Origin of the sequence: Eubacterium sp. F2, assembly GCF_046244355.1 — a bacterium.
Lineage (GTDB): Bacteria > Bacillota > Clostridia > Peptostreptococcales > Anaerovoracaceae > Aminicella.
In genome coordinates this window covers 1,952,221-1,964,813 of sequence record NZ_CP176393.1, presented here as the reverse complement: position 1 = coordinate 1,964,813, position 12,593 = coordinate 1,952,221, and the positions used below count along the sequence as shown (strand labels likewise).

At 48.0% G+C, this 12,593-nt stretch carries 13 protein-coding genes; 2 read left to right on the top strand and 11 right to left on the bottom strand.

Going from position 1 to position 12,593, the window contains the following annotated elements; all coding sequences use genetic code 11:
• Positions 1–4: 4 nt before the first annotated feature.
• The 3 genes from ACI77B_RS08480 to ACI77B_RS08470 all read right to left on the bottom strand — a co-directional run bounded on the left by ACI77B_RS08480 (position 5) and on the right by ACI77B_RS08470 (position 2,299).
• Positions 5–772 carry a carboxymuconolactone decarboxylase family protein gene (locus ACI77B_RS08480; RefSeq protein WP_409336413.1) on the bottom strand — a complete coding sequence of 256 codons (768 nt, stop codon included), beginning with the start codon at positions 770–772 and terminating at the stop codon, positions 5–7.
• Between the two features lie 18 nt (positions 773–790).
• Positions 791–1,261 carry a flavodoxin gene (locus ACI77B_RS08475; protein ID WP_409336412.1) on the bottom strand — a complete coding sequence of 157 codons (471 nt, stop codon included), beginning with the start codon at positions 1,259–1,261 and terminating at the stop codon, positions 791–793.
• 141 nt (positions 1,262–1,402) lie between these two features.
• Positions 1,403–2,299 (bottom strand): LysR family transcriptional regulator, encoded by an 897-nt coding sequence (locus ACI77B_RS08470; protein ID WP_409336411.1) that lies wholly within the window; start codon positions 2,297–2,299, stop codon positions 1,403–1,405.
• A 514-nt stretch (positions 2,300–2,813) separates the two neighbouring features.
• Here ACI77B_RS08470 and ACI77B_RS08465 point away from each other — a divergent pair.
• Positions 2,814–3,332, top strand: a complete 519-nt coding sequence (locus ACI77B_RS08465; RefSeq protein WP_409336410.1) for a methylated-DNA--[protein]-cysteine S-methyltransferase — start codon at positions 2,814–2,816, stop codon at positions 3,330–3,332.
• Positions 3,333–3,489: 157 nt separating this feature from the next.
• Here ACI77B_RS08465 and ACI77B_RS08460 read toward each other — a convergent pair whose 3' ends face one another.
• The 7 genes from ACI77B_RS08460 to eno all read right to left on the bottom strand — a co-directional run bounded on the left by ACI77B_RS08460 (position 3,490) and on the right by eno (position 11,634).
• On the bottom strand, positions 3,490–4,275 hold the full coding sequence (locus tag ACI77B_RS08460) for a DUF4116 domain-containing protein (RefSeq protein WP_409336409.1): 786 nt from the start codon (positions 4,273–4,275) through the stop codon (positions 3,490–3,492).
• A 218-nt stretch (positions 4,276–4,493) separates the two neighbouring features.
• Positions 4,494–5,312 carry an ExeA family protein gene (locus tag ACI77B_RS08455; protein WP_409336356.1) on the bottom strand — a complete coding sequence of 273 codons (819 nt, stop codon included), beginning with the start codon at positions 5,310–5,312 and terminating at the stop codon, positions 4,494–4,496.
• Positions 5,309–6,712 (bottom strand): DDE-type integrase/transposase/recombinase, encoded by a 1,404-nt coding sequence (locus ACI77B_RS08450; protein WP_409336408.1) that lies wholly within the window; start codon positions 6,710–6,712, stop codon positions 5,309–5,311. Before ACI77B_RS08450 ends, ACI77B_RS08455 begins: the two co-directional genes overlap by 4 nt.
• Positions 6,630–7,265 carry a DUF6431 domain-containing protein gene (locus tag ACI77B_RS08445; protein WP_409337719.1) on the bottom strand — a complete coding sequence of 212 codons (636 nt, stop codon included), beginning with the start codon at positions 7,263–7,265 and terminating at the stop codon, positions 6,630–6,632. The genes ACI77B_RS08450 and ACI77B_RS08445 overlap by 83 nt, the downstream gene beginning before the upstream one ends.
• A 158-nt stretch (positions 7,266–7,423) precedes the next feature.
• Positions 7,424–9,136, bottom strand: coding sequence for an IS1634 family transposase (locus tag ACI77B_RS08440; protein WP_409336407.1), 1,713 nt, complete (start codon positions 9,134–9,136; stop codon positions 7,424–7,426).
• A gap of 536 nt (positions 9,137–9,672) precedes the next feature.
• Entirely contained in the window at positions 9,673–9,984 is a 312-nt protein-coding gene (locus ACI77B_RS08435) for a hypothetical protein (RefSeq protein ID WP_409336406.1), read from the bottom strand.
• A gap of 348 nt (positions 9,985–10,332) precedes the next feature.
• Entirely contained in the window at positions 10,333–11,634 is a 1,302-nt protein-coding gene (gene eno, locus ACI77B_RS08430; RefSeq protein WP_409336405.1) for a phosphopyruvate hydratase, read from the bottom strand.
• A 142-nt stretch (positions 11,635–11,776) separates the two neighbouring features.
• Here eno and ACI77B_RS08425 point away from each other — a divergent pair, with 142 nt between their 5' ends.
• Positions 11,777–12,088 carry a hypothetical protein gene (locus tag ACI77B_RS08425; protein WP_409336404.1) on the top strand — a complete coding sequence of 104 codons (312 nt, stop codon included), beginning with the start codon at positions 11,777–11,779 and terminating at the stop codon, positions 12,086–12,088.
• Here ACI77B_RS08425 and ACI77B_RS08420 read toward each other — a convergent pair.
• The gene (locus tag ACI77B_RS08420) at positions 12,010–12,534 is read right to left on the bottom strand and encodes a flavodoxin family protein (RefSeq protein ID WP_409336403.1); all 525 of its coding nucleotides are present in this window, start codon (positions 12,532–12,534) and stop codon (positions 12,010–12,012) included. The genes ACI77B_RS08425 and ACI77B_RS08420 overlap by 79 nt on opposite strands.
• Positions 12,535–12,593: the final 59 nt, after the last annotated feature.

Here is a 12,593-nt window from a genome sequence, read left to right as displayed (position 1 = left end):
CCTGCTATTTCAGGCTGCTGTAGATTTTGTCGGAAACTGGCTCGCACCACTCGTTGGAAGCATCTTCTCCCGGGACCTCGATGGCCAGATGGGAGAACCACTCGTCCGGCGCAGCGCCGTGCCAGTGCTTTACTTCCGGCGGAATGTTGATGCAGTCGCCCGGCTTCATCTCAACAGGCTCTTTGCCTTCTTCCTGATAGTAACCTCTTCCCGCAAGGCAGACGAGGATCTGGCCGCCGCCCTGCTTTGCGTGATGGATGTGCCAGTTGTTGCGGCAGCCCGGCTCAAAGGTGACGTTGAAAATTCCGACCTGCTCGGTGGAAACCGGTGCCAGATAGCTGTTTCCGGAGAAATACTGGGCGTATCCGTCATTTGGTGCTCCGATCGGGAAAACCATGGACTTCGCATGAGCGCGCATGGCTTCATCTTCATACGGCAGATCACCCTCATCGTTCTGCCAGATGTCTTTGGCCAGGTTGAATACGGCCCAGGCCTTCGGCCAGCCGGCGTAGAATGCCACGTGGGTGATTACTGCGGCAATTTCTTTCTGAGTCACACCGTGCGCCTTTGCATTCTGCAGATGGTAGACCAGAGAAGAATCCGTAATTCCAGAGGACATCAGTGCCACCACCGTAATAATGCATCTGGTCTTCACATCAATATCCTGATTATTCCAGTTTTCCCCAAACAGTACATCATCATTAAAATGCGCGAACTGAGGAGCGAACTCTCCCAGTGCTTTCTTCCCTGCCTCCTGTGTAATTTTCTTCATTTCGTCTTCCTCCCGATTCTAAAGTGTGTCCATCCATTTCTTAATCTCGCCAGACGATGCGCGGGTTAACAGCTTACCCTCTGTGATAACCGCATCCGGTGCGGACGGCTGAAGTTCTCTGACTGTGTTTCCGAATCCGCTTCCCCCTGATGTCGCAAACAGGACGATTTTCTTCCCGGAGAAGTCATAAGATTCCAGGAAAGTGTTGATGATCTTCGGCGCCACATACCACCAGATCGGAAATCCCAACACGATTTCATCATACTCCTGCGGATTCAGCTGTCCCTCCTTCATTGCCGGACGGCACTTAGGATCCTTCATCTCCACCGTGCTTCTTGCTTTTTTATTCATCCAGTTCAGGTCCGCATTCGTGTACGGCGTCTGTGGAACAATCTCGAATGTGTCAGCCCCGATATATTCTGCGACTTTTTCCGCGGCTTCTTCCGTCGTTCCCGTCGCGCTGAAGTATGCAACTAACTTCTTTCCCATATCATTACCCTCCATTTATTTCCCGGCGGCATTCCGCCGTCTTTCTGACAAAAAAGATGTGCAAGAGAAAACTCATTTCCTTACACACCTACTATAGTCTGCAGCCGGATATTATGTCCAACACCTATTTTTTATCATTTATTATGCCTTAAAAGCATTGACCTCTTGAATGAATCTTTTTGCCGCCTCTGCATATGGGATATTCCTCCGCCAGGCAAATACCGTTCCCGTAGGAATTTCCGGATAGAGTCTTCTCTGCACCAGCAGTTTCTCTGTCCAGTACTTTCCCGCACCTTCAATTGACACGAAATATCCAAGGCCCTTCGAAGCAAGAACCGCGGCGTTCGTTCCCAGGTTGCTGGTATAGGCAATGTGAAGCCGGGAAAAGTCTTCTCCGAACCAGTTGGCCAGCTCACTCTGCACGCCCAGGCGCTCCGGCAGAATCAGAGGCTTGTCCAGAAGATCTTCTTTCTCAATATATTCTTTCTCTGCAAGCGGGTCATCCGGACGCATTCCTACAACCCAGTTATCCTGATTGACGACCCGGATATAGTCAAAATTCTCCGTGCTGACCGGCTCCATGAACAGGGCGATGTCAACCAGCCCTTGATTTATCATCTCATAGACCGCATCCGCGGTTCCCGTATGAAGCGCGATCTGAACCAGTGGATATTTCTGCCTGTAACGCCTGCAGATTTCTGCCAGTGTCTCTACAGCAGCGAACTCTCCGCAGCCGATCGTCACCGTACCGTCGACAACCTCATTTTCTCCCTTGATTTCCTCTATGGTTCGCACTTCCAGATCTATGATTTCCAGGGCTCTTCTTTTCAGCAGAATTCCATCATCCGTAAGATAAATGTGTTTTCCGCTGCGGTTGAAGAGCCGCGTGTCCAGCTCCTCTTCCAGTGCCGCAATCTGCCGGGAAAGCGTCGGCTGGGTGATGTGAAGCTGGTCTGCTGCTCTGGTAAAGCTCAGCTCCCGCGCGACCGTAAGAAAATAGCGAAGTACACGGATTTCCATACATTCTGTCCTTTCCATATCTCATTCTGCACAGCCATCTCATGCTCCGCAGCTATACATCATCTCGTCCTATGCCTATATTATAACAGTGTTACCAAAGATAAGGAAAGCATGCGGCGCAGACTCTGCCCTGGCGCTACGGTGGGGACAGACAAGATAATCCTTGCTTCCATTTCATAATAAGAACCCCACCCTTCCACGACGCTGAAGCGTCGGGCAGGTACCCGGGAAACTTGATGTCATCTGATGAAGCGGTCCGAACTTCCATCATATGACAAGTTCAATATCCGCAAGTAAAATGTGTAAACTGCCGTGCTGTCATTAATTACCCAGTTTATCAGATACCCACGATGAAATACTGCAGACCACAGCAGATTGTGAAACGGAAGACCTTCGGCTGCACGAAATGACGTCTCACAGTGCTGGCCGCTCCGGGCAGGGAAATCCATCCTTTCTGCTTGCCTGCACCTTCGGAAAACGATATACTGAAGATAGCAAGAACTGACGTTCACCTGTAAAAGGAGCAGCAGATATGGACTTTACATACCACTACGATTCCCCGCTCGGCGGAATCACCCTTGCAAGCGATGGAGAAAATCTGACCGGTCTCTGGTTCGACCGGCAGAAATACTTCGGCTCAACATTATCGGAAGAGTCAGACGAAGAGGAACTTCCGATTTTTCACAACACCCTGAAGTGGCTTGACATTTACTTCAGTGGAAAAGACCCGGGATTTATGCCGTCCCTCTCTCTTCACGGGACCCCATTCCGCAGGGAAGTCTGGGATATTCTCTTGACCATCCCCTACGGCCAGACCATGACATACGGTGAAATAGCTAAAGAAATGGCCAGGCGCCGCGGCCTTGAAAGAATGTCCGCGCAGGCAGTCGGCGGCGCAGTCGGACACAATCCGATTGGCATCATCGTTCCCTGTCACCGCGTCATCGGTGCAGACGGCAGCCTGACTGGCTACGCAGGCGGAATCGATAGGAAAATGGCCCTGCTGGGACTGGAAAGAGTTGACATTTCCAAACTTACGATGCCGAAATAATACCGGAGAACATGCAGGCACACGGGAACCTCGTTCCTGCGTGTCTGCTGATATTTCTAGATATGTGGCTTTCCATTTTTCCTTTTTTGAGATTCAACTGTATGAACGGACCTTTACAAAATTTTCATCTGAATCACGACGATAAAATTTTATCATATCACGCATAGTACCATGCCAAACGTTCTGAAGCATATTGAATATTACTTCCATCCGCCTTAAGAGCAGTCTTTACATATGTCTCAATATCCCGATAATATCTCATGCATGGCATACCCAGGGCATGTCCGCGCATATTGCTAAGCGCCATCTGAAGGCATTCCGGTTCATAGCGAAGTTCTTCGTTGATATATTCGATTGCGTCTCCATTCTCCGATAATGCAGCGAATATAACGTCCGGATCATCATTAAATGCAGGAAACCTCTGAAGTGATGTCCCTAAAGCACTTACCGCTTTTATTACAGCATCTTTCCTGTGGAAAAGAAAAGCTGGTGCCTCCAAAGAAAACTCTGGATAATATTTCATCACAGCCTGAAGCATATTAAGGTACTTCTTTCTGACTTTCATTTCAGGAATGTCACTTCCCAATACGATCAGATCATATGGAATAACAAATTGATATTTATTATTTGTTTCATCCACATATTGCTTGTAAGTCTCTTTTTGCTGAACACCGATTTGATATTTATTACATAGCTGTTCAAACCGTTTTTCATTCAGAACAGCATTTTTTACAGCATCTACCGCCTGGAGTGAAGCCTGAAACTCCTCAGATTCATCTGTAGTCACATATTCATCTATGATGTCGTCCGGCAGTTCACCAGTGATTAGATAATACAGCCTTCTCAACAGACCGAAATTCCAATTTTCGTACACATAGTAATAATACCTTATGCTGATATCATAATTCGGGATGATCATCGAAGCAAGTCTGGCTACAATCATTGACGAAACATGATCCGCTTCGCATCTCACGTGAGCATCATAAATATACTTGTTCCGAATGACCATCCCAAATCCAAACATATGATCAATGGTACTTGGATTGTTTCTGATTAGCTTCTAAGTCCAGGAACTGCCCTTTCTGAATGTCCACATCCTGCTTCTTCGCCTGTCCAATTCACCGTCTCAAAAGGCCGCCGATTGGATGGCGGCCTTCGTCTCTACATTACGATGATGTTCTCATGTTCGCTGACGTATTTCACCATATGATCGTCAATCAGCCGTTTCCTCTGCTGATAGGCGTACATCAGGCTTTTTTCGCAGAATCGGTTGATCATACGCGGTATTCCGCAGGATTGTTTGTAGATTTCCTCCACAGCTCCATCAGTGAATATCTCCTGTCTGCATTCCGCGTAACTGAGGTGTGCGCGTATATATTTTTCTGTCTCCGCCCGGTCCAGATGATGCAGAACACAGCTGATATCAATGCGCTGACGAATCGCTGCATACGCAGGCTTACGGAGTTTCTGATCCCATAATTCACTCTGTCCGGATAAAATCAGCGCCAGAGGACTTTCCGAATCAAAGCGGTAATTTAGGAGAAACCGGAATTCTTCAATGGTTTCTTTTCCAAGAAGGTGCGCTTCATCCAGAATACAGACCAGCTTTTTATGCTGAACGCCGCGGATAATTTCAATTTCCTTCAGCAGCATTCTTTTGGCATCTCCCCGGTAGAATCCCGCTTCCAGTCCCAGCTGATCCAGAAGCCCTTTGTAAAACCACCGCGGAGTAAGTTTGGAATCCGAAAGATACAGAAGAATATACCGGTCCTTCGGCAGTGTCATCGCAAACCGCCTGATTAATGTGGATTTTCCACAACCTGGATCAGAGGTAAGAACCGCGAACAGCTGCTTTTCTGCTGCGTACCTCAGCCTGCCGAGTGCTTCATCCAGCTTCGGGGACTGGTAGAGCTGTTCTACAGGGACGTTACGGACAAACGGTGTATGCGTCATTTCAAAGAATTCTTCATACATGATCATTCACCATCCTTTCCGTAATCTGCAAAGGAAATGGCGTCGGTTTTCTTTTCGACAGTCTGCTTCCGTTTCTTCCGCAGAACCTTAAGAAAACGTGAAGCTTCCGGCTCTTCAGGAAGAAGGGCGGCAGGAACCGGTTCCGATGAGTCGCAGTAGGAACCGATCTGAATCGGTTTTGCCTGGATCGGATCCATGTTTCTGCTGTAGACGGTAATCTGATCCCGGCTGACAGGATCATAACCGATTTCTACTTCCGCACCGATCAGAGATGTGCTGACCTCGTAGGTGATCCCGTGGAATTTCAGGCATCCTGCCGAATCAACACGCCGCTTTTCACGATGCTGGAACGCTTCTCCAATGACCGATGCATCAAGGAAGGTCAGACGCCTCTGGTCCCGATGCCACTCCACTTCCGGACTAATTCCAAGAAGAGATACCGGAATTCCCTGACTTTCATAGTATTCCCGGATACCGTCATGCGGCCGTTTCTGGTAATATTCTTCCAGATAGGCAGTCCAGGCCGCGTTCAGTTCTTCCAGAGTCTTTATCTGATCGGCTTTTGCTTCTGCAAGAAAGTCGTCTGTGACCTGATGGAACTTCTCGATCTTTCCTTTGGATTTCCCTGAATACGGCGGTGCATACCGGACCCGGATATCCAGCCGCTGAAGTGCACGGACAAGTTGTTTGGAGCGGTACTGGGCTCCATTATCGATATATACGCTGTCAAAGCGTCCATGCTTGAGAATGGCCTGACGGAAGGTATCTTCCACAATCTGCGCGCCCTCATTGTCGTAAAACTGCGAGTGCAGGATGTAGCGGGAATGGTCATCCAGTACAGAGGAAAGATAGGTCTTTTTCTTCTGTCCGTTTTTTCCAATTGGAAGATAGATGCCTTCTTTGATATCCGCCTGCACAAGCATCATCCGGTTCGGCTTACAGAAGCGCTTGGAGGAAGTTTTCCTGCTTTCCATGTATCTCTGCATCTGACGCCGCCCAAATCCCGCATCGTAAAGGTGCCTCTGAAGCGTTGAACGTTTTAATTTCCCAGGTTCTGCTTTTCCTTCCCCTTCCAGGATAAAGATAATCTGCTCAACACTGCGTCTTGGAACTTCCCGTTTCAGCTGGATTGCTTCCTGCAGCAGCTCATCAAAATTCTCCGGGAGTTTCCTGCTCCTATGATTATCTCTGCTTCTGGGCTTCAGGCCGTTAAATCCTTCTTTCCGGTAGGCCTGTTCATATCTGCGGATGGTCCGCTCACTGCAGTGTGCCTGCCTGGCAATTCTATGCCTTATCTGCACCCGCATGGACCGGTCCATGCTTTCAACCAGAAGAGGGGCTATGAGCATCAGGCGCTCCTGTGCCTGCTCTTCCTTCCAATCGTGAACTTCTTTTTTTCGATTCATTGTTCTTCACCTCCTGCCTCAAGAGTACAGCAGATGAAGAAAGGACACCGGACAAGTCAGGTGCACATTTTGGACCCTCTGGCTGCAGCATCATTTTTCCTGCAGCATTAATCATGATCCGGTTCAATTTAGCCAGCCACTGCTGGCCTTCCTGACGAAGCCCGTCGAAAAGAGAAACAGAAGAATACAGCAGATGCTCAGGATGCGGCAGGATGGATGATACGGCTGCTTTCAGAAGTCCGTTAATCTGGCTGTGGTTCTCTCGGATCCAGGAGATCCAGCGTTTCATGGTACGTTCACAGGGTGCTGCGCAGGTTGTGCTGTCATTGATCGTAGAAATGCCATCGACAACATTTTCAATGATTTCCGTTTTGAACTGCTTATACGGAGTAACACAGTCCGGAAGTTCAACATGCAGATGTCTGCAGCTGACGCACTTCAGACGCCGAACCATCAGAAAATCAACCTCTTCCGAATATCCGCGCATGATTCTGCGCCGCCGGTCGCGGTAGACCAGTTCGCCTCCGCAGAAAGGGCAGAATGATTTTTCCAGAGAGATGACGGTGAATGTGGAATTATTCTGGTTGCGGCGGAGCCGATAGTTTGATACAATCCCGTCTTTGACAGTTTAAAAAGAGTAAAAGTGCCATAACCGTCGAATTTACAACGGCTGTGGCACTTGTTTTCTTTTGTGAAATTGTAGTATTTTCTCTATGATCTTGTCTCTTTCAAAATTTTTTTCATCTGTTTATCAGAGATGAACTCGACATCTGTCTGGAAGCCGCATGCTTTGTGCAGAGCATCCGTTATCCGATCTCTGGTGTAGCAGGGAATATACCCTATCCCTTCAATCCTTCGGAATTTCATCGTCTTCATAGCATCAATGATCTCGCGGATTGTAAACTTTCCATCCAGCTTAATTTCAAGCGTCCGATATACCAGCAGGGCAAGGAAGCAGGTCAGGAAATGCGCTTCAATCCGCTCGTCTCTTTGAAGATAGACAGGACGTGAACGGAACTCTGATTTCATGACGCGGAATGACTCCTCGATTTCCCATCTCTGCTTGTTGATCCTGATGATGCTGCCAATATCATCTTCCAGGGTTGTACATATTGCATAAAAACCATCATAGTGTTCTTCTTCTGCTATTTTCTCATCATTCAACGCCTGTGTTTTTAGTTCTGCCAGAACACCGTCTATGGTCATCTGCTGCTCCTCAATGAATCTCCTTGGGTCGTTCTGATTTCTGGTCTCCTTTTTCTTTCCCTGATCGATGATTTTCAGTGCTCTGTCGATCTGTCTGGAACGGATCGACCGCTGATATTCCCTGTATTTCAGAGAGTAGGAGACGATCAGTCTCTGCTCGAGTCCGTTCTCATTGATCCATCTTTCCTTAAAGAAAATATCGTGGAAATGGCTTTTCTCGTCCAGTTCCTCCAGATTGTATTCTTTTGGGTCGTCCATACGTCTCCATCCGGAAGGATCAAGTGCCCACTCTTTCAGGTGCTTTTTCAGGCTTTTCAGAGACTGCGTCACGATGAAGGAGCGGCCGCTGATGTTATTGAAATGGCGGTTTGTCCGGGAAGCAAGCCCGGCATCTGTGCATACGATGAACCGGGAAAGGTTAAAATCGGACAGAACCGTTTTCTCTAACGGGATCAGAGATGGCTGCTCGTTCTGGTTCCCGGGAAAAACGGTGAGTGCAAGAGGCAGTCCGTTTTCATCCATGAAAAGTCCCATCTGAACGATTGGATTAGGACGATGTTCCTTGCTTCTTCCATATTGACGCAGTCCGTCTGCCTCTTCTGTTTCGAAAAAGAAATTGGTGCAGTCGTAATAGAGAACGGATGTGTTGTGCATGCCCTGATTGTTGTTATACAGGGAGGCCTGGATGAAAGAGGACTCCTTTTGGAGAACATCCAGAGCACGGTAAACATCATGCAGTTCATATCCGGGAGTTTCCAACAGACTTCTGCAGTATTCCAGCGTGGATCGCTTGGAGCAGGGATCCAGAATTCTGGCGTAGAGCAGATCACGGACGATTTCACACAGGTCAAACTTGAAACGGTACTTTTTCTGTATTCTGCGGCAGGTCTTATCGATCCCAAGTTCGTAAAATGCTTTCTGAAGGAAGAGATATCCACCATTGAATGTTGTCATCTTGTCCGGCTCCAACTGCCTGCTTCCGGAAAGGTCAATGGAAACATCAAGAGTGCCCTGTTTCTCTGCTTCCGTATATTTGCGTGCCTGCTCCTTGGCCCAGGCAATAACAGCGTCACGGTCGTTGTTGTGCTCCGGAAGCCGTTCCTGCATCGTACCGAGCTTTTTAAAAATCCGGGTTGTTGATTTGCCGTCCTCCTTGCGATAGGACTTGATGATGTACAGCTGTTCAGCATTCTTGGACTTGACGATATTGAGGCGCATAATATCTCTCCTGTGTACTGGAATTGCAACGTTCTCAAGTGGTTACACTTAAGACTATTATATCACACAATACCGAACAATACCACAACTATTTTTACGAAATTTGACAAAAAAGAAAGCCATTGCAAGGCTTCCAGCGATTTTTGTGCTTTGAAACTGTCAAACTCCCGGGCAGAATGATTTTTCCAGAGAGATGACGGTGAATGTGGAATTATTCTGGTTGCGGCGGAGCCGATAGTTTGATACAATAATCATGGTTTGAGGAGATCTCAGAGAGAAACGATGGGTTTAGAATGTTACTCTCTGGGGTCTTTTCTTTTTTGAAAAATGAAGTTCAGGTTTCTATGGACATTGTATCGGGCAGTTCCTGGACATGCAAGCAAATCAGATCATGGACGTTTTAATAGAGGCGAAACACTTGGATGCCAGAAGATATAGTCTTTTTGCTTCTGCGACAGTTCCTGGTAAACTTTCCTGGCAGTATTTCTTATAAATCCCTCTTCAACTTCCCTGTTCATTTTACTTCACTCCGCCAGTTACTTTATTTGATGCTTCTCCATCTTCTCCCTGAAGATATCTGTGATAATCTTCCGCAGCTCTTCCTTTTCTTTTTCCGGAATATCGCCTTTCTTCCTGGCGGCGGCGTAAAGCTCCGGATACTGCTTCGCGATGCGTTCGATGGTCTTGATCGTGGCATGCTTTCTCACGAAGAATGGAATTTTCTTAATCCAGCCTTCCGGCAGCAGCGCCAGGATCTTGTCAGCGGCTTCTTTGTCGCTGATTTCAGCGGTGGAAAGCCCCCTGCTGATCTGCTTTTGTTCGTTCTCTGTAAAGTCTTTTAATTCCATGATTTTCCCTCCTATCGCTTTTGCACAATTCAATTCCGTGAAATGTATTTTACACCAAAATTACAGCAAGTCAACCAGGATTTACGCCCCGAAAAATCTCCCCGGATTCTTTTCCGGGAAAGTGTCGATCAGATCTTGTGTTTCCGCACATGTGTCCGATTGCAGCTTTCGACGGGTCGCCCCTTGCTCAATTAAGATTTTTGCCTGCTGAGTCTGTTACACGTGTTCCTCTTCGCTTCAGGAAAATAAAATATTATAGCACTTCAAACTTATGTAAAAATAAGCAGAAGGCCGCCCTCCGACCCGCAGAAACAGATCAGAGAACGGCCATCCTGAAACAGAATCCTGTTATTTATTAAAGTTAAACGCACCCTTTCCCGGATATACCGCAGCATTTCCGAGAGACTCTTCGATTCTCAGAAGCTGGTTGTACTTCGCGGTACGCTCGGATCTGGACGGTGCGCCGGACTTGATTTCTCCCGCATTCAGCGCAACGACAAGATCGGCGATGGTTGTGTCAGCCGTTTCACCAGAACGGTGGGATACGATCGCGCGCATTCCCGCATTTTGCGCCATCTTGATGGCATTCAGCGTTTCGCTGACAGAGCCGATCTGATTCAGCTTGATCAGAATCGCATTTCCTGCGCCGAGTTCAATGCCCTTCTGAAGACGCTCTGTGTTGGTGACGAAGAGGTCATCCCCGACCAGCTGCACCTTGTTTCCTAGTTTCGCTGTCATTTTCTGCCAGCCTTCCCAGTCTTCCTCATCCAGACCGTCTTCAATGGAATAAATCGGATACTTATCGATCAGACTCTCCCAGTGGGCGATCAGTTCATCGCTGGTATAATCCTTTCCGGATTTTGGCTGATGGTAGAAGCCCTTTCCTTTCTCACTTTTCCATTCTGATGCTGCCGCGTCAATCGCCAGGACAAAATCCTTTCCCGGTTCATAGCCGGCATTCTGGATGGCCTTAAGAATGTGTTCAATCGTATCTTCTTCGCTCTTAAGATCCGGAGCAAAGCCGCCTTCATCACCAACAGCCGTGGTCAGCCCTTCCTCTTTCAGCAGTTTCTGCAGTGCATGGAAGACCTCAGACGCCCACTGAAGACCTTCCTTAAAGCTCTCTGCGCCCGCCGGCATAATCATGAATTCCTGTGTATCCACAGAATTCCCTGCGTGCGCACCGCCATTTAAGATGTTCATCATCGGAACCGGCAGGGTGTTCGCGTTTACCCCGCCGAGAAAGCGGTAGAGCGGGATATCCAGAGATTTCGATGCCGCGCGGGCTGCTGCAATGGATACCGCCAGAATCGCATTGGCGCCCAGATTGGACTTATCTTTCGTTCCGTCCAGATCCAGCATAATCTGATCCACTGCATAAGTATCTGACGCATCCGCACCCTTCAGGGCCTCTGAAATCTTCTCATTGATGTTAGAAACTGCTTTGGAAACGCCTTTTCCTCCGAATCTGTTCTTGTCACCGTCGCGGAGTTCCAGGGCCTCAAACTCTCCCGTAGAGGCACCGGATGGAGATGCGCCCCTTCCGACCGTTCCATCCGCCAGTGTCACTTCTGCCTCAACCGTCGGATTTCCGCGGGAATCCAGAATCTCACGGCCGTAAACATCTGCTATTTTCAAATATTCATTCATTGCTGTTCTCCCTTCTTATCTTGCTTTGTCCCCTTTGTCCAAAACATCATGTCTAATATTTACCCCGATTTCCGTCTCAATTGATACGTTTCTGTAAATTTCCGGTATAATATTGGCAGATGTTTAATGAAGGAGGCAGAACATGATTAAGAAACAATCGAAAACTCTTATTTTTCTCTTGTCGGCGGCGATGATTCTGGTCTTCATGCCGCAGCTGGTGCTCCCTTCCGACGCAGCAGTGAAGCCGGGCCGGGTAACAGGCCTTCGGATCGTGAAACAGACCCGCACTTCCGTTTCCCTCTCCTGGACAAAAGCCAGAGCCGCAAGGAAATACCAGGTCAGCTGCACATCCGGCAGCAGCGGCACCGGCTTTGATTACAGATTCCGTCCGAGTGTTTCCAGTTCTTCCATGGCATCCGCATTTTTTTCCATCTCGTCCCTGGCATTTGCATAGTAGGATTTCATAAAGCGCATGTCCCAGGATAAATAAGCGGCCATGAATTCAAACTGTCTTCCGATCAGTTTATATTCCTCATTATCAGTTGGCGCGCCGCCCACAATAATAACTCCGGTCTTCTTATTCTTCAGCTGCATTCCACGGCAGTAGCATTTATCGATCACCTGTTTCAGCTGCGCAGTCATTCCCCACCAGTATACAGGAGTTGCAAACAGAATCATGTCTGCTGCCGCGATTTTGTCGATTGTCGGGTTAGTGTCGTCCTTATCGACGCAGCCTTTATAGCGCTGACAGGCGCCGCAGCCCTTGCACGGAGCGATCTTCAGCTGATCCGGCTGGATGATTTCGATCTCATTTTTCACCGATGCGCCTTTGCAGAAGGCATGAATTGCGGTCAGCGTATTCCCTTTTCTTGCACTTCCATTGATGATTACGATTTTCATTTATGGTCCTCCTTAATTGATATTTTATCGACAAATATAGCCCGTTCAAGACCGAAAAT

Coding starts and splice junctions, on each gene's coding strand:
- ACI77B_RS08440 (WP_409336407.1), bottom strand. CDS start 9,136: ATGCGCCTCAATATCGTCAAGTCCAAGAATGCTGAACAGCTGTACATC.
- ACI77B_RS08450 (WP_409336408.1), bottom strand. CDS start 6,712: ATGAATCGAAAAAAAGAAGTTCACGATTGGAAGGAAGAGCAGGCACAG.
- ACI77B_RS08425 (WP_409336404.1), top strand. CDS start 11,777: ATGATTAAGAAACAATCGAAAACTCTTATTTTTCTCTTGTCGGCGGCG.
- ACI77B_RS08475 (WP_409336412.1), bottom strand. CDS start 1,261: ATGGGAAAGAAGTTAGTTGCATACTTCAGCGCGACGGGAACGACGGAA.
- ACI77B_RS08470 (WP_409336411.1), bottom strand. CDS start 2,299: ATGGAAAGGACAGAATGTATGGAAATCCGTGTACTTCGCTATTTTCTT.
- ACI77B_RS08435 (WP_409336406.1), bottom strand. CDS start 9,984: ATGGAATTAAAAGACTTTACAGAGAACGAACAAAAGCAGATCAGCAGG.
- ACI77B_RS08455 (WP_409336356.1), bottom strand. CDS start 5,312: ATGATCATGTATGAAGAATTCTTTGAAATGACGCATACACCGTTTGTC.
- ACI77B_RS08420 (WP_409336403.1), bottom strand. CDS start 12,534: ATGAAAATCGTAATCATCAATGGAAGTGCAAGAAAAGGGAATACGCTG.
- ACI77B_RS08480 (WP_409336413.1), bottom strand. CDS start 772: ATGAAGAAAATTACACAGGAGGCAGGGAAGAAAGCACTGGGAGAGTTC.
- eno (WP_409336405.1), bottom strand. CDS start 11,634: ATGAATGAATATTTGAAAATAGCAGATGTTTACGGCCGTGAGATTCTG.
- ACI77B_RS08460 (WP_409336409.1), bottom strand. CDS start 4,275: ATGATTGTAGCCAGACTTGCTTCGATGATCATCCCGAATTATGATATC.
- ACI77B_RS08465 (WP_409336410.1), top strand. CDS start 2,814: ATGGACTTTACATACCACTACGATTCCCCGCTCGGCGGAATCACCCTT.